The 17,299-nt window shown below is 65.1% G+C and carries 15 protein-coding genes and 1 pseudogene; 9 read left to right on the top strand and 7 right to left on the bottom strand.

The genetic code is table 11. The features are described 5' to 3' along the window. On the bottom strand, positions 1–246 hold a 246-nt coding region (locus tag HHL15_RS21640; protein ID WP_169146273.1), incomplete at its 3' end, for a helix-turn-helix domain-containing protein. 432 nt (positions 247–678) lie between these two features. Here HHL15_RS21640 and HHL15_RS21645 point away from each other — a divergent pair. The 3 genes and pseudogenes from HHL15_RS21645 (at position 679) to HHL15_RS21655 (ending at position 2,444) form a co-directional block, all read left to right on the top strand. After that, a complete protein-coding gene (locus tag HHL15_RS21645; protein ID WP_206198911.1) occupies positions 679–921 on the top strand; it encodes a helix-turn-helix domain-containing protein in 243 nt (80 codons plus the stop codon). 440 nt (positions 922–1,361) lie between these two features. Beyond that, positions 1,362–1,955, top strand: a pseudogene (locus tag HHL15_RS26255) (transposase); the annotation flags it as partial. Between the two features lie 135 nt (positions 1,956–2,090). Continuing rightward, positions 2,091–2,444, top strand: a complete 354-nt coding sequence (locus HHL15_RS21655; RefSeq protein ID WP_206198913.1) for an IS110 family transposase — start codon at positions 2,091–2,093, stop codon at positions 2,442–2,444. Positions 2,445–2,761: 317 nt separating this feature from the next. Here HHL15_RS21655 and HHL15_RS21660 read toward each other — a convergent pair whose 3' ends face one another. Beyond that, the gene (locus HHL15_RS21660) at positions 2,762–3,028 is read right to left on the bottom strand and encodes a CopG family ribbon-helix-helix protein (RefSeq protein ID WP_169147899.1); all 267 of its coding nucleotides are present in this window, start codon (positions 3,026–3,028) and stop codon (positions 2,762–2,764) included. A gap of 206 nt (positions 3,029–3,234) precedes the next feature. Next, entirely contained in the window at positions 3,235–3,681 is a 447-nt protein-coding gene (locus HHL15_RS21665) for an antitoxin Xre-like helix-turn-helix domain-containing protein (protein WP_169147900.1), read from the bottom strand. A 212-nt stretch (positions 3,682–3,893) separates the two neighbouring features. Here HHL15_RS21665 and qatD point away from each other — a divergent pair, with 212 nt between their 5' ends. Further along, positions 3,894–4,631: a Qat anti-phage system TatD family nuclease QatD gene (qatD, locus tag HHL15_RS21670; RefSeq protein WP_169147901.1), complete on the top strand. Its 738-nt coding sequence runs from the start codon at positions 3,894–3,896 to the stop codon at positions 4,629–4,631. Positions 4,632–5,846: 1,215 nt separating this feature from the next. Here the strand turns inward: qatD and HHL15_RS21675 are convergent. Further along, positions 5,847–6,242, bottom strand: a complete 396-nt coding sequence (locus tag HHL15_RS21675) for a PilZ domain-containing protein (protein ID WP_169147902.1) — start codon at positions 6,240–6,242, stop codon at positions 5,847–5,849. A 91-nt stretch (positions 6,243–6,333) separates the two neighbouring features. Between HHL15_RS21675 and hflX the strand changes: the two genes are divergently transcribed. Further along, a complete protein-coding gene (gene hflX, locus HHL15_RS21680) occupies positions 6,334–7,638 on the top strand; it encodes a GTPase HflX (protein ID WP_169147903.1) in 1,305 nt (434 codons plus the stop codon). A gap of 32 nt (positions 7,639–7,670) precedes the next feature. On the opposite strand, the gene HHL15_RS21685 is transcribed toward hflX, so the two are convergent. Then, the gene (locus HHL15_RS21685; protein WP_169147904.1) at positions 7,671–9,851 is read right to left on the bottom strand and encodes a bacteriohemerythrin; all 2,181 of its coding nucleotides are present in this window, start codon (positions 9,849–9,851) and stop codon (positions 7,671–7,673) included. Between the two features lie 285 nt (positions 9,852–10,136). Between HHL15_RS21685 and HHL15_RS21690 the strand changes: the two genes are divergently transcribed. The 3 genes from HHL15_RS21690 to HHL15_RS21700 are packed head-to-tail and all read left to right on the top strand — an operon-like array spanning position 10,137 to position 13,335. Beyond that, a complete protein-coding gene (locus tag HHL15_RS21690; RefSeq protein ID WP_235943578.1) occupies positions 10,137–11,291 on the top strand; it encodes an acyl-CoA dehydrogenase family protein in 1,155 nt (384 codons plus the stop codon). Between the two features lie 9 nt (positions 11,292–11,300). Beyond that, positions 11,301–12,155 carry a phosphate/phosphite/phosphonate ABC transporter substrate-binding protein gene (locus HHL15_RS21695; RefSeq protein ID WP_169147905.1) on the top strand — a complete coding sequence of 285 codons (855 nt, stop codon included), beginning with the start codon at positions 11,301–11,303 and terminating at the stop codon, positions 12,153–12,155. After that, on the top strand, positions 12,133–13,335 hold the full coding sequence (locus HHL15_RS21700) for a ferritin-like domain-containing protein (RefSeq protein WP_206198914.1): 1,203 nt from the start codon (positions 12,133–12,135) through the stop codon (positions 13,333–13,335). The genes HHL15_RS21695 and HHL15_RS21700 overlap by 23 nt, the downstream gene beginning before the upstream one ends. A 9-nt stretch (positions 13,336–13,344) precedes the next feature. Here the strand turns inward: HHL15_RS21700 and HHL15_RS21705 are convergent, their stop codons facing one another. After that, positions 13,345–14,730, bottom strand: coding sequence for an MFS transporter (locus HHL15_RS21705; RefSeq protein WP_169147907.1), 1,386 nt, complete (start codon positions 14,728–14,730; stop codon positions 13,345–13,347). Between the two features lie 143 nt (positions 14,731–14,873). Between HHL15_RS21705 and HHL15_RS21710 the strand changes: the two genes are divergently transcribed. Next, positions 14,874–15,836, top strand: a complete 963-nt coding sequence (locus HHL15_RS21710) for a LysR family transcriptional regulator (RefSeq protein ID WP_169147908.1) — start codon at positions 14,874–14,876, stop codon at positions 15,834–15,836. Here the strand turns inward: HHL15_RS21710 and HHL15_RS27100 are convergent, their stop codons facing one another. After that, on the bottom strand, positions 15,837–17,246 hold the full coding sequence (locus HHL15_RS27100; protein WP_169147909.1) for a 3-oxoacid CoA-transferase: 1,410 nt from the start codon (positions 17,244–17,246) through the stop codon (positions 15,837–15,839). It lies immediately after the preceding gene. Between the last annotated feature and the right edge of the window lie 53 nt (positions 17,247–17,299).

Raw genomic sequence — 17,299 nt, forward strand, 5'->3', positions numbered from 1 at the left:
CCGGTTGAGCAGCACGGAACCGCTCTTGAGCTTGACCGTCCCGCGGCGTCTGCGCGCCAGCATCGCCCGCTCGGCACGGGCGGCATCGTAGCTCTTGCCAATTGTGTTGCGCGCCACTTCACGCGACACCGCGGAAGTCGGCCGATTGAGTCTTCGGGCAATTGCCCGAAGACTCAATCCCTCATTGCTGCACCGATGAATCTGATTACGTTCGTCCATCGACAACTGACTGTAGTGATTTCCCATGCCTACACCCTAACAAATCGGGGTGTTGCACTTCAGTCTAGAGCGCGCCCTCTTTGAGAATGACTGGTCAACTTATCGGTAATCTCCAATTGGCGATGAGCGCGGTTTCGGCAAGGTTTCCTTTCGGGGTGGAAAGGGTGTAGCTGACGTAGAACCATTCCCTGGGCGCGGTGAGGCCTACAGCCCGCCACGCATCCTTTCCGTTGCCAAGCAGACGAGACAGGAAGGGATGGTGAGCGGAAGCATCTGTGATGAACATGCGATTCGAAGCTTTCAGTGATGAGGATTGTCCGATCCAGCCGATGAATGGATTGAGTGATCAGATAACAGAGATTTCCTCTGGAATTCAGTATGAATCAAGGATTTGGGAAAGACTGACATTGTGACTTAAACACGGCTGACTTAAAAGCATCACTCCGAGAGACTGATCCGATGTCTCTCAGCGAATCATCGTCCCGTTCAGGTATCCCAAAAGCGCGGGAACTCCTTGCGATCAATATCGTTCGACTCCGAAGGGAGAAGGGGTGGTCCCAAGAGGACTTGGCTTTGGAGGCAGGCCTTCACCGAACCTTCGTGGCGCATGTCGAACGCCAAGTGCGGAACATCTCGATCGACAATATCGAACGCCTTGCAAACGCTCTGCAAGTCAGCATTCACAGCCTGCTGTTGCCGTAGTTCCGAACGCCGTCACACTTACGATTCATCTCGCACGTATCCGCGCTCGGCAAGAGAGCGGATCCACCCTCCTTGCAAACCAAATTAATTATATTAATATAAGGTTCTAGAATTCTTATTCTTTAGAAAACTGTCTTACTGGGGATGTGTAGATGTTTCCCCCTTCTCCCGGCCAACCCCTCTAGAACATCAATTTGTTGGGAATGGTTCAGTGCATTCCCTGCATCCCGGCCACACCTTGTTCCATCCCCCCCAGTGTCAAAATCAGCTAGCTGTAAGGCTCGCTTTGCAAGAGGCGATCAGCTGGATAGATCCACTGAGCACCTACCCCTGATAGGCTGAGCGTGGCGGCATGTGTCGTTACGGGTGGAGCATTTGTGACTGGAACACGTGGAGGGCTTCAGGTCGTTATAAGTGGACGATTTCTTCGGAATACGCACTACGCCCTGCACGCACCGGAAGTCGAGTGCATCGGCAAGGGCAAAGCGCCCCAGCCCTATGAATTCGGCGTCAAGGTGGGCATTGCCACCACCGAAAGAGGCAACCTGATCGTCGGCGCCCGGGCCTTTCCCGGCAACCCCTACGACGGCCACACCCTCGCCGAGCAGATCGAGCAGGCGACGATCCTGATGCAGAACGTCAAAGGCGCCCCGAAGCCCCACACCGCCATTGTTGATCTCGGCTATCGGGGTGTGGAGGTGCCCGGGGTCGAGATCATCCACCGCGACCGGATCAAAAGCCTGGACGCCAAGGCCCGCCGATTGCTCAAACGCCGTCAGGCGGTGGAACCGGTGATCGGACACCTGAAGGACGACTGCGGACTACGGCGAAATTGGCTGAAGGGGTCGGAGGGGGATGTGCTACACCCGGTGTTGTGTGCCGCGGGGTACAACTTGCGCTGGCTGATGCGGGCGGTGGTCAGCCTGGGGCTGAAAGCCCTTATTGCGCTCTGCGTGCTGCTCGGGATGCTTCGGCGGGTGGTCAGCAACGAGGGTGCCTGGCCGCCAGGCAGGCGGCTGGGTGCGGAAGATTGAATATTTCAGGGCCGACTAAAAAACGTGGCCCCTGGGGATTCTGCGGACCCAGCTGTGGTGGCGCCTTGTGCGACCCCGTTTAGGAAAGTGATTGACCCGCTCCCCTGTCCGGCGCTTTGCCTACAGGAGGTTGCCATGCCCAAGGTTGGAAAGGCGCTCGGTCTTCCGATCGTCAATACCAGAGCTGCCGGAATCGACATCGGAGCACGCATCCAGGTCGCGGCCGTGCCGCCCGAACTGAGCGACGATCCCGTGCGCACGTTCGGGAGTTTCACCGCTGACATCGAGACGATGGCCAACTGGCTAGTGTCAGTCGGCATCACGACCGTGGCGATGGAGTCCACCGGCGTGTACTGGGTGCCGGTCTACGAGATCCTGGAAGAGCACGGGCTAGCCGTCGTGCTTGCCAACGCTCGCGACTGCAAAGCAGTGCCGGGTTGCCTTGGACCCCAGAGGAAGATGCCGTTCGTATCGCGGCGGGGCTCGTGAGTGACGACGGTTTCCCTGGCACACCTGAAGAAATCTCAGAAGTGCTCGAATGGCCCCCTCGACGACTGAATCCTGCACTGACCTATCTCATCGAACGGGCGCTCGTGAGCCACACAAGATTTTGCGGTGCGACCGATTGGGTGACAAACCGTTTGGCAAAAACAGCGGCTACGCGGCGCTTCGTCAAAAGTCGGTCGTAGAAGAATTTGGAACGATCTGCATCCGACTCGATCCGAAGCCTATCGGTGCGCTGCCAGCCTGTCGGTACCTGAGTGCTCATCAATACAGTGACCTTGAGGTATTTCGTCTCAGCTCCATCAACGCGGCACCGGCAGCAGCTGGTCATTGCCAAGGCTCTCCGCCCACGCTTGCACGGCCTGGTGATCGATGACGCGGCCGGCGTCTACGTCAGCCAGCGCTTCCTGCGTCAGTCTGTCGCGTTCTTCTTCCTGGGCGATCCAGGCGGAAAGCGCCTGGTTCATGATCCAGCTGCGCGAGCGTTCAAGCCGTGAAGCCATCTGATCTACCTTGTCGGCCAGCGGAAGCGGCACGTGTGCGGTCAATACTCTGGTTGCTGCGGCCATGTTGCACCTCCTATCGGATCTTGATCTTGCCGGTGCTGGGCACCCTGCGGCAATGGTGCGGCGGATTGCCCCGCACCAGGATGCCACTGGGCCCGGCAATTCACGATCTGGTGGAGTCGAGCCGTCGCTTTGCGATCTTTGTCAGACCTTCAGGCGGAGCGCCCTCGGGTCTCATCAGGCGTTGGATGGCCGTTGATAGAGCAGGGTCACGCAAACACTCCGGCCTGAGACTGCAGTAACACCTCGGACAGCAGCTTCTGACCAGTCAGTATCCCCACGAACTCAGAAGGGCGGGCTCCGCCGAGGGCTGGGATAGGCTGATCGAGCCACCACCCGACCCAGCAGGCCGCATCGAATCTGATCCTGCTGCCCGACTCCTCCACCATGATTGCGACTTGGCCGATCAGGCACTCCAGACCGATCACACGCTCACCTTGCTCTGTGGTGAGCGTTGCGCCTTGACGGTTCTTCCGCTGTACGGACGCACGGGGGAGGTTGAGCATGTCGAGCAGGTGCTCCTGGGAGATATGCATCTCGTCGGAAAGATCCTTGAGACGCGACGCGGGGACTTGCTCTCGAATGAGCCGTATGCGCTCCGCTGGCGACGCAAGATAGAGGCTTTGTGCGTGTTTGGTCACTGTGGCTCGTTCCAAGGTTGCCTCCGCGTCAGTGCTGTCTGGTCTCACAGGATAGATCCTTTGCTAGAAAACTTGCGTACCGAGAGGGCACGTGACCACGGGTTGAACCGCTTTCTTGGCGCTACCCTGGCCTTTGCGTCGCCCAGTGAGCGTGGCTCGTATCGGCAGGTACTCCAATCGGGGCTCAGCGAGCTTGAGGCGCTGCTCCAAGCAGACAGGCTACTGTGATGGATTTTCACTGCCACCTTGATCTCTACCCAGATGCAAGGGAGGTCTATTGCGAAGCCGCACGACGCAATGCATTCACCTGGTTAGTCACTACGAGCCCGAAGGCGTTTGCTGCTACGTCGCGGGTGCTGGAGCCCTTGCCCTCAGTACTCATCACGCCCGGTCTCCATCCCGAGATTGCCCACGAGCGTGCCGCAGAACTGGAGCTGCTGCTTGAACAGATTGCGGGAGTCAAAGCAGTTGGTGAGGTGGGCCTTGATGGGTCGCCTCGCTTCAAAGCCCACTACGACGTGCAGCGCAAGATTTTTGGCGCGGTCATAGCACGCTCCGCAGAGTTAGGTGGACGAACCCTCAGCATCCACTCCCGCCGCGCGGTCAGAGACATCTTGGCCGAGTTCGAACGCCACCCGAACTTCGGAACGGCCGTTATGCACTGGTTCTCGGGAAGCAAGGCCGAGCTCAAAGCTGCCGCAGAGCACGGGTGCTGGTTCAGCATAGGTCCGGCGATGTTTGAGTCCGTGAATGGCCGTGCCTTGGCGGCTGTGATGCCGCGGGACCGCGTCGTGCCTGAGAGCGACGGTCCCTTTGCAAAAATCGCTGGCAAGCCGGTCATGCCGTGGAGTACGTGCCGGACTGCGGCAGGCCTTGCTCCGCTATGGGGCATATCACCCGAGGAAGCGGCCGCAGCGCTTGCTCGAAACGGGCAAGCGCTGCGGTGCTTGATGGACCGAAGCTAGTGAAGTGCGCCGCCAACTTGGTTGCCAAGTTTAGTGCGGGAAGGGCGGATTGCGGCCTCGCACGAGGAAAGCATGGAGACGCAACCGTAGTTATTCGGAGGCATCGGTGCTGTGGAAGGGCCGTGCCGGGATGAATCAAACTCCCGCGCCGATAGCCTAGCCCGGCTGTTGAGCTGGGTTCGGTGGCTTCATGTGTCGTGTTTGCGGATAGTGTCAATGCTAGCCCGGCCGGAGCATAAGGGGTGGAGGAGGCGGGACAACGTCGTGTCAGGCGTCCGCCCTGGTTGCGTTGGCGATCTGGAAAATGTGATTTCGGCGTGATGTATAGCTTTGCTTGTCTGGGAGCCCGAATCTGCTCAGCTGCAATCACAGTTGTTTGGAGCATTCGGGTAGCTGGCAGGTCTATCGACGATAAGCTGACTGAGCTGTTCGCTACCGTCGACAGGGCCCTGGGGGGTACAAGTTCGGATGCGCAAGCTATCCCTTCAGTCTGCTTGAGATCACCCGCCGACAGTTGTACCGAAGGTCATCGCGATGTGCTAGGGTGCAAGGGTCGGTGTGACGCACGTTTCCACGTTGTTACGCGGTTTGCTAAAGTGGTCCAGTCATTAGGTGTTATGTGTAACAAGCTTGGTGTTAATCAATGTCATGATTTTAAATGGATTTTTTGTTTTTCCCCGTTTGGAGCCGATTGGATAACGCTCAGGAACGCATAGAGCCGGGGTTAATCATCAGCCTCATAACCCGAAGGTTCAAATCCTGCCCCCGCAACCAGATTCAAACATCAAGGCTCAAGCATTCAGGTGCTTGGGCCTTGATGCTTTGTGCCGTCTGGATCTTGCACATCAGCCCTGCCGACGATCCGCACAGCAAGAAGCTACATGCCGCCGCTGGCAGACATGTTGCGGCGTCTACCGACGATAAATCGGTATCAACTTGATATGTTCGATACTCAATTCTTTTGAAGGAAGCGTCTGTGAAGCATGTAGACCGGTCTACATGCTTCACAGAGCGGTCAACATTCAATGTCGACGGCTCAACATTCAATGTTGACGGCGCTGGATGGAACATATCGGTCCCTATGTTTTATGTAGACCGGTCCACATGCTTCCAAGCAGCGTCAACATGGCATGTAGACGCGTCCACATGCTTCATCGCCGTCGCTGATCAAAATATCCGGGGGGCGATGGCGGAGTAGGGCCTTGCTGCGTCCTGCTAGGCCCCCCGCACCAGCAAGCCCACCTCCCGTTCCAGCAGTTGTGCGTCGCCGAGGTTGAGTTCGACCAGGCGGCGCAGGTGGGTGATGCTGTCGAGGTCGATCTCGTGGCAGCCGAGCCCGAGGTGGAGGGCCTTGTCCGAGGCTTCTGCGTGGGCGATCTCGCCTTTCATCAGCACCTGCACGTCGCCATCGGGTTCGAGCATGATGTTCAGGCTGCACGGGGTGCCGCGCTGCGCGGCGGTAGCGGGGAGGGCGCCGGCCGGGAGGCTGAGCAGGGCGCCGCGCAAGGACAGGTCGAGCACGTTGCAGGCCAGCGCCGTGTCGTTGATCTGCAGGGTGCAGCCATCCTGGAAGTTCACCCGCGAGAAGTTTCTGCGTTGGGTTGTGGACATGGTGTTCTCCTTGGAAAAATCGGGCGGAGGCGTTTGTGCGTGCTTGCGAGTACTATCCGCCTCTCTCCATTCAATACATAGCCCGCAACGCATGCAAAGAGACATCAAGGAAAAGCCCGTATACGCCGTGATCGCCGCGGTCCAGCTGCCCACCGTCAGCGATTTCGAGTTCGAATCGTCGCTGGCCGAGCTGCGCGAGCTGGCCAAGACGCTGGGCCTGGAGGTTGTTCATACCTTCGTCCAGAAACGCCCCGGCTTTGATACGACGGCTTACCTGGGCGTCGGCAAGCGGCAGGAAGTCCGCGACTATGTGAATGGCGACGACGGCCAGGAGATCGAGGTGATCCTGGTGGATCATGAGTTGTCGCCGTCCCAGGCGCGCAACCTGGAGGTGGAGGTGGGATGCGAGGTGATGGACCGCACCATGGTCATCCTCGAGATCTTCCATCGCAACGCGCGCTCCCGCGCGGCCCGGGCCCAGGTGGAGATCGCCCGGCTGGGCTACATGGCGCCGCGCCTGCGCGAGATGGCCAAGCTGGCCGGCTCGCAGGGGCGCCAGCGGGGTGGTGGTGGCGGCCGCGGTGCGGGCGAATCGCTGACCGAACTCGACAGACGCAAGATCCGCGACCGCATCGCCGAGCTGCAGCAGGACATCGACGCGATGGAGGCGGAGCGCGCCACCCAGCGTTCGCGTCGGCAGGGGCGCCAGGGCCTGGCCGGGGTGGCCCTGGTGGGCTATACCAACGCCGGCAAGTCGACCCTGATGCGCGCCCTCACCGGCAGCGAGGTGCTGGTGGCCAACAAATTGTTCGCCACGCTCGACACCACGGTGCGCGTGCTGCACCCGGCCAGCGTGCCGCGCGTGCTGGTGAGCGATACGGTGGGTTTCATCAAGAACCTGCCCCACGGCCTGGTGGCTTCGTTCAAGTCCACCCTCGATGAAGCCCTCGATGCCGAGCTGCTGTTGCATGTCATCGACGCCAGCGACCCCGGCTTCGAGCGCCAGCGCCAGGTCACCGACACGGTGCTGGAGGAGATCGGCGCCAGCGACGTGCCGCGCCTGCGCATCTTCAACAAGATCGACCACGTCGGCGATGCCGAGGCCCAGGCGGCTCACACGGCAGCGCTGCAGGAGGCCTACCCGGGCTGCATCGTGATGAGCGCGCGCCGCCCGGACGACGTGGCCCGCCTGCACCACGCCATCGTGGCCTTCTTCCAGCGCAATCTGGTGGAGGGGGAGCTGTTCCTGCCCTGGTCGGCCCAGCAATGGCGCCAGGAGATCTACGCCAACTGCGAGGTGCTGGAGGAGCGGGCCGATGAGGAGGGGGCGCTGTTCCGCGTGCGCGGCGAGGCCGCCACCCTGGACAAGCTGCGCGAGGCTTTCAGCCAGGCCTGAGGGCCAGTGGTTGCCAGGGGGCTGGACGGGGCTTAGCTGACGTTCAGCCCGTTGAGAAAGGTCCCCAGCGGCTGGTCGGCGGTCTTGATGTGATTGACGAACACGTCCTTCACGATCTGCAGGACCAGCAATTCCTTGCCCTTGCGGAAATCCCGGGCGGTCCGCTGCAGCAGATGCACCAGGTCGTCATGCTCGCGACGGTGCGCCTCATGGCCGGGGTAGCCGTAGTCCTTCATGTACCGGTCTTCGGTATCGAAGTGGAAGCGCACAAAGCCGATCAGCTCCTTGAAGCGCGGCAGGAAGTCGGACGCGCTCTCCTCGAGCCGCGTGGCCTGGTTCAGATGATTGACCATGTGGGCCAGTTGCCGGTGATGGGCATCGATCTCCGCCACCCCCACCAGGTAGCTGTCGTCGAAGGACACCCATTGCCGCGGCTCCGGGCTGGCCGACGAGAAGGTGTAGGTGTTCTTGCCCCTGGCCTTGCTCTGGTACATCGCGGAATCGGCGGTTTCGATCAGCGAGTCGATCTCCAGGGCGTTGTCGGGATACATGCTGATGCCGATGCTGGCCCCGATCTGGCAGAGCTTGCCGCCGGGGAGCGGAATGGGGGCTGCGAGGGCGTCGAGCAGCTTCCGGGCGACGCTGGCAGCTTCGCCCGGCTCGATCAGGTCGCCGGTCAGTACCGCGAATTCGTCGCCTCCCAGCCGGGCCACCGTGTCCGATTCGCGCACGCAGCCGAGCCAGCGCTTGGCCACGGCGGCGAGGACGATGTCCCCGGTTTCGTGGCCGAACTGGTCGTTGATCGGCTTGAAACCATCCAGGTCGAGATACAGCAGGGCGGCGTGCCGACCCTGGCGCTGGGCCAGCAGGCAGGCCTTGGACAGGCGGTCGAACAGGAGGGAGCGGTTGGGCAGGTCGGTCAGCCGGTCGAAGTTGGCCTGGCGCCAGATCAACTCGGCAGTCTTCTTTTCTTCGGTGCGGTCCTTGATGAAGACGAAGAAGCGGCCGCCCATCATGGGTGAATAACTGGCCGCCACTTCCGCGGGCCAGATCTTGCCGCTCCGGCTGCGGTGGGTGGTCTCGAAACGCGCGTAGCCGTCGGCCAGGACTCTCTCGGTCAGGCTGGTGAGCCGTTCCGCGCTGTCGCTGGCGTCCAGGTGCTCGATCGACAGGCTCAGCAGCTCGTCGCGGGAATAGCCCGAGAGCTTCACGTAGGCATTGTTCACTTCGAGGAGGCGGCCCGCCGTGTCGGTGATCCAGAAACCATCCGTGGACGTTTCGACTGCCAGGCGGAACTGCTCGTCCTTCTCGCGGGCGGCGGCTTCGGCCGACACCTGGCGGGTGATGTCGCGGGCGATGGAGCTCGCGCCGATGGTCTCGCCGCGAGCGTTGCGGATCGGCGAGATGGTGATGCTGACGTTGATCGGCTCGCCGTCCTTGCGAATCCGGATGCTCTCGAAGTGTTCGACCTTCTCGCCGTGCTGGATCCGCTCCAGGATCTCTTCCTCCTCGTGGCGCAGCTCGTCCGGGAACAGCCGCAGCATCGACTGGCCGATCATCTCGGCCGCGGTGTAGCCGAAGATCGTCGTGGCGCGCGGGTTCCAGGTCGTGACGACGCCGCTCAGGGTCTTGCCGATGATGGCGTCTTCCGACGACTGGATGATGGCCTCGCTGGCCTGCAGGGCGGTGTTCGTCTCGAGCAGTTGCACCCTGGCCAGCCCCATCTCGCCGATGACCCGGGCCAGGCGGGTGAAGAAGGCCATGGTGGACTTGACCTTCTCGACCGTGAACACCGGGGTCTTTTCCAGGGCGTCGAGATAAGCCGCCTGGTCGAAGCGGAACTCGTTGGCCTGGCGGATGAAGTACTGGGTGTCCGGTGAATCAAAGAAGAACTGGCCGGTGAACAGGTTGGCGACGTGTTCCCCGCCGATGTTGATGGGCACGGCCACGTCGACCAGGCCGTTCTTGCAGCGGTAGACGTTGTAGCTCTCACCCAGCTTGAGCTGGTCGGCGAGGATGGTGTCGCTCTCCAGGCAGCGCGCCGCAGTGCCAGGATTGACGCGGTGGAACTTGGTGCAGATGTCGTGCCAGCCCGTGGCAATCAGGATGTTGCCCTCGAGATCAAGGATTGCCGTCACGGCACCCGTGATGTCGGAAAACTCTTCGCACAGGCCGCGCAGCTCTTCGATGTCGACCAACTCGGTGAATCTCACTCAGCCCCCCACTGCCGCCAGCGAATCAAAAATACACAACACCTGTTGCGCGGACACGATAGCCCGCCAACCCGGGGCTGGCAACCGTGCTGTAACCCACGCCCGGCGCGGCCTGGGCAACAAATCCTCTCCCCGGCGGGGACTTTGCTGCAGAATTCGGCCCCGGCCTGATTTTTTCAGATACGGCGGTCTGTGTACCTCCTGCCGATACCGCTTCATCCCGTGGTGGATGGATATTAAGTCCGGGCGACTCCGCGCCCGGGCGGCTCGTTGACTGGAGAAACAATGAACAAGCCTGCAAATCAGGTGGCGGAGGCGCTCGCCGCCAGCCTGAAGATGTTTGACGAGGTGGTGACCGAGGTGGTGGCCCCGGCCGCCGCCGACGTGGATGCCGATGGCCGCTATCCCCGCGCCGCTTTCGATGCGCTGGGCCGCACGGGCCTGCTCGGCCTGATCAGCAGCGCCGAAGTGGGCGGCCTCGGCCTGTCCCACCGCGCCGCCGCCCTGGCGGTGGAGAAGGTGGCCCAGGGCTGTACGTCCACGGCCATGGTGTTGTGCATGCACTATTGCGCCACGGCCGTCATCGAAGCCTTCGGCAGCCTCGAAGTGCGCCGCGCCATTGCGGCCGGCAAGCATGTGTCCACCCTGGCCTTCTCCGAAACCGGTTCGCGCAGCCATTTCTGGGCTCCCGTGGGCACGGCGGCTGCGCTGGATGGGGCGATCCGCCTGGACGGCAAGAAGAGCATGATCACCTCCGCCGGAGAGGCCGACTCCTATGTGTGGTCGAGCCGCCCCGCCGCCGCGGAAGGCGCCAGCACCCTGTGGCTGGTGCCGGCCGACGCCGCCGGCCTGACCGTGGTCGGCAAGTTCGAGGGTCTGGGCCTGCGCGGCAACGCCTCCTCGCCGATCACCGCCGACAATGTGCGGGTGGCCGACAGCGCCCGGCTGGGTGCCGACGGCGGCGGCTTCGACATCATGATGGGCACGGTGGTCCCGTACTTCAACCTGATGACCGCCGCGGTATCCCTCGGCAATATGGAAGCCGCCCTGGGCAAGGCCATCGCCCACGTCAGCGCCACCCGCTTCGAGCATCTCGGCCAGTCCATCGCCGACCTGCCCACCGTGCGCGCCTACCTGGGCCGCGCCCGCATCAAGGTGGACATGGTGCGCACCCTGCTCCTGGACACCCTGGACGCTGTTGAACAGGGCCGCCCCGACACCATGCTGCGCCTCCTCGAGGTGAAGGCCGCCGCCGCCGAGACCGGCACCGAGGTCACCGACCTGGCCATGCGCGTGTGCGGCGGTGCCGCCTTCCGCAAGAGCCACGGGGTGGAACGCCACTTCCGCGATGCCCGGGCCGCCACCGTGATGGCACCCACCGCGGACGTGCTTTACGACTTCATCGGCAAGGCCGTGTGCGGCATGCCTGTCTTTGGCTGAGGAAACACCATGTCTACAACACTTGTGATGGGCGCAGTCGCCTACGCGCCGAAGGTCGTCACCATCTGGGAAGGCTTCAAGGCCTGGTTCCGCGAGCAGGGCCTCGAGTTCGACTTCGTGCTCTATTCCAACTACGAGCGCCAGGTGGAGGCCCAGTTCGACGGCACCCTCGATCTGGCCTGGAATTCCCCGCTGGCCTGGGTGCGCGCCGAGCGCATCGCTCGCGCCAGAGGCCTCCAGGTCAGCGCCGTGGCCATGCGCGACACCGACCAGGACCTGTCCTCGGTGCTGGTGGTGCGCCAGGACGGGGCCGCCGAGGTGGCTGCGCTCAAGGGCCGGCGGGTCGGCTTCGGGGCCATCGATTCACCCCAGGCGACCCTCATTCCTCTCGATCACCTGCGCCAGGCCGGCCTCGTCGCCGGGCGTGACTACACGGCGCAGCGCTTCGATGTGCTCGGCGGCAAGCACGGCGACCACATCGGCGGCGAGCGCGATGCGGCCGTGGCCCTGATGGCCGGCGAGATCGACGCGGCCTGGATGATAGACGGCAACTACATGGCCTTCGCCAACGAGGGCGTGCTGCCCAGCGGCGCGACCCGCATCCTCACCCGTACCGGCCTCTACGACCACTGCAATTTCACCGTCAGCCCCGGCGCGCCGGCCGAGCTGATCGGGCGCTTCACCGAACTGCTCCTCGGCATGTCGTGGGACGACCCGGCGGTGCGCTCGCTGCTCGAGCTGGAAGGCCTGCGCGCCTGGCGCCCCGGCCGTACCAGCGGCTACGCGGCCCTGGCCCGGGCGGTGGATGACGAGGCCTTCTACGATGCCGAAGGGAAGATCCTTGCTGCCGACTATCGATATTGAGTCGGTCGGCTTCGACGCCGGCGCCCACCTGCTGGTGAAGCTGGCCCTGGGCCGGGTCGCCGTCGGCGAGGTGCTGCGGGTGCGCAGCCAGGGGGAGGGCTGGGAAGGCCCCCTGGCAGCCTGGTGCCGCAGCCAGGGACACGCGGTCGACTTCGACGCCGCGGCCGGCCACATCGAGGCCCGCGTCACCCGCGGCGCGGTGCAGGCCGGCCGCTGGCGCGCGGCGGCCGTCACCGGCGCCATCGACCCGCGCGCCGACAACGCCGTGCTGCCGCAGGCCGAGGCCCGCTGGGGCCTGGCCGCGCGTGGCGCGACGGTGGAGGCGGGCAGCCCCGCCTTTGCCTTCCGCCTCAGCCGCAAGGACGAGGTGTGGGCCGACAGCGCCGCCACCCTCTATGCCGAGGCCGCGGCGGCCCAGTGGAACGCCGATACCGCCATCGACTGGAACACGGCCTTCGCGCTGCCTGACGAGGTCGAGGATGCCGTGGTGCAGGTGATGACCTACATGGTGGAGAACGAGAACGCCGCCCTGGTGGTGCCGGCCCGCTTCCTGGGCCAGCTGCATCCCCATTTCCGCGAGGTGCAGGCCTTGCTGGCCATCCAGGTGGCCGACGAGGCGCGGCATATCGACGTGTTCACCCGCCGCATCGCCCTCAAGGGCCGCCAGCCCGGCTTGTCCACCGCCGGTGGGCAGACTTCGCTCAAGACCCTGGTGGATGAGCCGGACTTCTCCGTCGCCCAGTTCCTGCTGGCGGTGCTGGGGGAGGGCACCTTCGTCAGCCTGCTGAACTTCCTCAATCAGCACGCGCCTGATCCGGTGACCCGTCAGATCGCCCGCCTGGCCGCGCGGGACGAAGCCCGCCACGTGGCCTTCGGCATGGCCCACCTGGGGCAGAGCATCGCCCGGGAGCCGGCCCTGCTGTCCCGCCTGGGCAATGCGGTGGAGGCGCGCTACGAACACCTGGCGGGTACCTCGGGGCTCAACGAGGAGGTCTTCGATGCCCTCATCCTGCTGGCTGCCGGCGGCACCCGCCCGGCAGACATCGCCGCCGGCTACGGGCGTGTCCAGGGCCTGCTGCAGGACATGGCGCGGGGCCGCGAGGCACGCCTCGCCAAGCTCGGCTTCAAGGGCGAGGCGGCGCACCGCCTGGCCTCCCTGCATACCCGCAACTTCATGTAGGCCGCCGCGTCACGGAGCCTCGCCACGCGGCGCGGGGCGGCCGGCCGGGCTGCGCAGGAGCGTGGTGATGGCCAGGGCCAGGCCGATCAGGGCGGCCGCCACCGCAAAGGTGATGTGCAGTCCGCCGGCGGCGAACACCGCACCGAGGGCCGAGGTGCCGGTGATGAGCCCGAGATTGCGCGACAGGTTGAGCATGCCGGACACCAGGCCCCGCTGCGCCGGGGCGATGCCGGCCATCACGCCGGTGTTGTTGGCGGTCTGGAACAGCGCGTAGCTGGCGGTGAGGATCACGATCGGGCCGAGGTAGGCGGCGACGCCGAGCTGCGTCGGCAGCACTGCCAGCAGCACGCAGGCGCCGCCGATGCCGGCCAGCCCGAGCAGGCTCATCGGCCGGGCGCCGAGGCGATCCACCAGGCGCCCGGCGGGGGCCGCGGTGAGCGCCGCCACCAGCGGCCCCATCGATATCACCAGGCCGACGGCTGCCGCGTTGAGCCCGAGTGCGCTGGAGAGATGGAAGGGGCCGACCACCAGCGTCGCCATCAACACCGTGGCCACCAGCGCGCTGCTGAGCAGGCCGGCACGCAGCGACGCATCACCGAACATTCCGGGCCGGATCAGGGGGAAGGCTGCCCGCGCTTCGACCCGCAGGAAGAGGGCCACCCCCAGCGCCGCGCCTGCCAGCAGGGCCAGATTGAGGCTGCCGAAGTGGCCGCGTCCGATGGTCAGCGCGAGGGCGTAGGCGGCCAGCGTGGCGGCCAGGAGCACGGTGCCCGGCACGTCGAAGCCGGTGCCGTCCTTCGGTGCGGCCGGGGCGCTGGCGGGCAGGTGGCGATACACCAGCACGAAGGCCAGCGCACCGAGGGGCAGGTTGATCAGGAAGATCGCCGGCCAGCCCGCGGCGGCGATCAGCACGCCGCCCAGCGCCGGCCCCAGGGCGGTGCCGATGGCCGACATGCTGCCGAGCACGCCCATTGCGCTGCCGGTTCTTTCGCGGGGGATGGCTTCGCCGACACAGGCCATGGCGAGGGCCATCATGATGGCTGCGCCGAGCCCCTGAACGGCCCGCATGGCGATCAGCAGCGGCAGCGCCGGAGCCAGGCCACACAGCGCCGAGGCCACCGTGAACACGGCGATTCCGGCGAGCAGCAGCCGGCGCCGCCCCAGCAGGTCGCCCAGCCGCCCGACGCCGACGATCAGCGTGGTGATGGCGAGCAGGTAGGCCAGGACGACCCACTGCACCGCCTGGAAGGACGCGCCGAAGGCCTCCATCAGGGTCGGCAGGCCGATGTTGGCGATGCTGGTGCCGAGGGACGGCAGCAGGATGGACAGGGCCAGGCCGGCCAGCGTCCAGGACATCACGGGGCCGGCTTGCTGGAGGTCTTTGGCTTGGGGCATGGGGCTCTCTCTGCTTCTTGTGTGCGGCGGGTGCCGGATGAGCCCACTGTAGGTGCTTCCGATATGTGGCGGAAGACGCATGGCTTGCACTGTATCCGTGCGCCAGACGCCATGTGTGAGCGCTGCATGCTATGGTCCGGCGCATGACGAATCCCGATTTCAACCTGCTGATCACCCTTGATGTGCTGCTCACCGAAGGCAGTGTGGCGGCGGCGGCGCGGCGTCTGCAGCTCAGCCCCTCGGCGATGAGCCGGGCACTGGCGCGGCTGCGCGAGACGATGGGTGACCCGCTGCTGGTCCGGGCCGGCAGCGGTCTGGTGCCGACGCCACGGGCCCTGGAGCTCCGTGAGCAGGTGAGCCTGCTGGTGCGCGATGTGGAGTCCGTGCTGCGCCCGGTGGGTGCGCTGGACCCGGCGCAGCTGGTCCGCAGCTTCTCGCTGCGCACCAGCGACGGCTTCGTCGAGAACTTCGGGCCGGCGCTGCTGGCCCGCATCGGCGCGGAAGCCCCGGGTGTCCGCCTGCGCTTCGTGCCGAAGATGCATAAGGGAAGGGATCGGGGCAAGGATCGGGACTGGGATCGGGGCAGGGACAGCGCGCCCCTGCGCGAGGGCGCGATCGACCTGGAAACCGGCGTGATCGGCGAGGCGACGGCGCCGGAGCTGCGCGTGCAGGCCTTGTTCCGCGACCGCTTCATCGGCGCGGTGAGGATGGGGCACCCCCTGAGCCATGGCGAGATCACCGCCGCGCGCTATGCGGCGGCAGGGCACATCGGTGTCTCGCGGCGGGGCTCGGCCAGGGGGGCCATCGACGATGCCCTGCAGCCCCTGGGGCTGGAGCGCAAGGTGGTGACCATCGTCGGCGGCTTCGCCACGGCCCTGGCCCTGGCGCGTGGCTCCGACCTGGTTGCCAGCGTGCCGGAAAGACATACCGGCAACCTGCGCGCCGGCCTGTTCTGCTTTCCGCTGCCCATCACCGCCCCGCAGATCACCGTGTCGCTGATCTGGCACCCCCGGCTGGATGCCGATCCGGCCCACCGCTGGCTGCGCCACTGCGTGCGGGAGGTGTGCGCGGCGACCCTGGGGCCGGTCGGCGATCCGCAGGGGTGATTACATCGGCGGGCCCGTCCGCAGCTCCGGGGCGAGCGTCCAGGCCATTGCCTTGCCCGTTGTCTGACGTACCGCGAAATCACAGCCGGTCTTCGCCCGCACTTCGTCCAGGCTCACGCCCGGCTGCAGTTCGATCAGGGTCAGACCGTGGTCGGGATCGACCTCGAAGACGCACAGCTCGGTGATGATCATGTCCACCACGCCCTTGCCGGTGAGGGGCAGGGTGCAGCGGGGCAGGATCTTGGGCGAGCCGTCGCGGGCCGTGTGCTCCATCAGGACGATGACGCGTCCGACGCCGGAGACCAGGTCCATGGCGCCGCCGGGGCCCTTGATCATCTTGCCCGGCACCATCCAGTTGGCCAGGTCCCCGCTGGCCGAGACTTCCAGGCCGCCGAGGATGGACAGGTCCACGTGGCCGCCGCGGATCATGGCAAACGAGTCGGCGCTGGAGAAGAAGCTGCTGCCGGGCAGGCTGGTGATGGTCTGCTTGCCGGCGTTGATGAGGTCGGGGTCGAGGGCTTCGGCCGGTGGAAAGGGGCCGATGCCGAGCAGGCCGTTCTCCGATTGCAGGGTCACCTGCATGCCGTCGGGGATGTAGTTGGCGACCAGGGTCGGGATGCCTATGCCGAGGTTCACGTAATAGCCGTTGCGCAGCTCGCGGGCGGCGCGGCGGGCCATGCTGTCGCGCACGGGGTCGTGCTTGCGCGGCGCGGCGGCGCCGGCGGCGGTGGGGAATTCGATGCGCTTCTCGTAGCCGTGGCCCTGGAGGATGCGGTCCACGTAGATGCCCGGGGTGTGGATCTGGTCCGGGTCCAGCCGGCCGGGCTCGACCAGTTCCTCGACCTCGGCGATGGTCGTGCGGCCGCAGGTGGCGATCATCGGGTTGAAGTTGCGCGCCGTCTTGCGGAAGACCAGGTTGCCGGCGTGGTCGCCCTTCCAGGCCTTGACGATGGCCAGGTCGGCGCGGATGGCGGCCTCCAGCACGTAGTCCGCGCCGTCGAAGCTGCGGGTCTCCTTGCCGTCGGCCAGGCGGGTGCCGAAGGCGGTGCGGGTGAAGAAGCCGGGGATGCCGGCGCCGCCGGCCCGCAGCCTTTCGGCCAGGGTGCCCTGGGGGGCCAGTTCCAGCTCCAGCTCCCCGGCCAGGACCTGGCGCTCGAATTCCTTGTTCTCGCCCACGTAGGAGGCGATCACCTTCTTGACCTGCCGGGCCTTGAGCAGCAGGCCCATGCCGAAGTCGTCCACCCCGGCGTTGTTGCCGACGATGGTCAGCCCGCGGGTGCCGGCGCGTAGCAATGCGGCGATGAGGTTCTCCGGGATGCCGCACAGGCCGAAGCCGCCGGCGGCGATGGTCATGCCGTCGAAGAGGAGGCCGTCGAGGGCGGCGTCGCTCGTTGGGAATACCTTGTTCATTGGGTGCAGTCCCCGATGTGCTGTTGTGTGTGTTCCGCTGTGGGGCGGTTGCC

The organism is Zoogloea dura, assembly GCF_012927165.1.
Taxonomy (GTDB): domain Bacteria; phylum Pseudomonadota; class Gammaproteobacteria; order Burkholderiales; family Rhodocyclaceae; genus Zoogloea; species Zoogloea dura.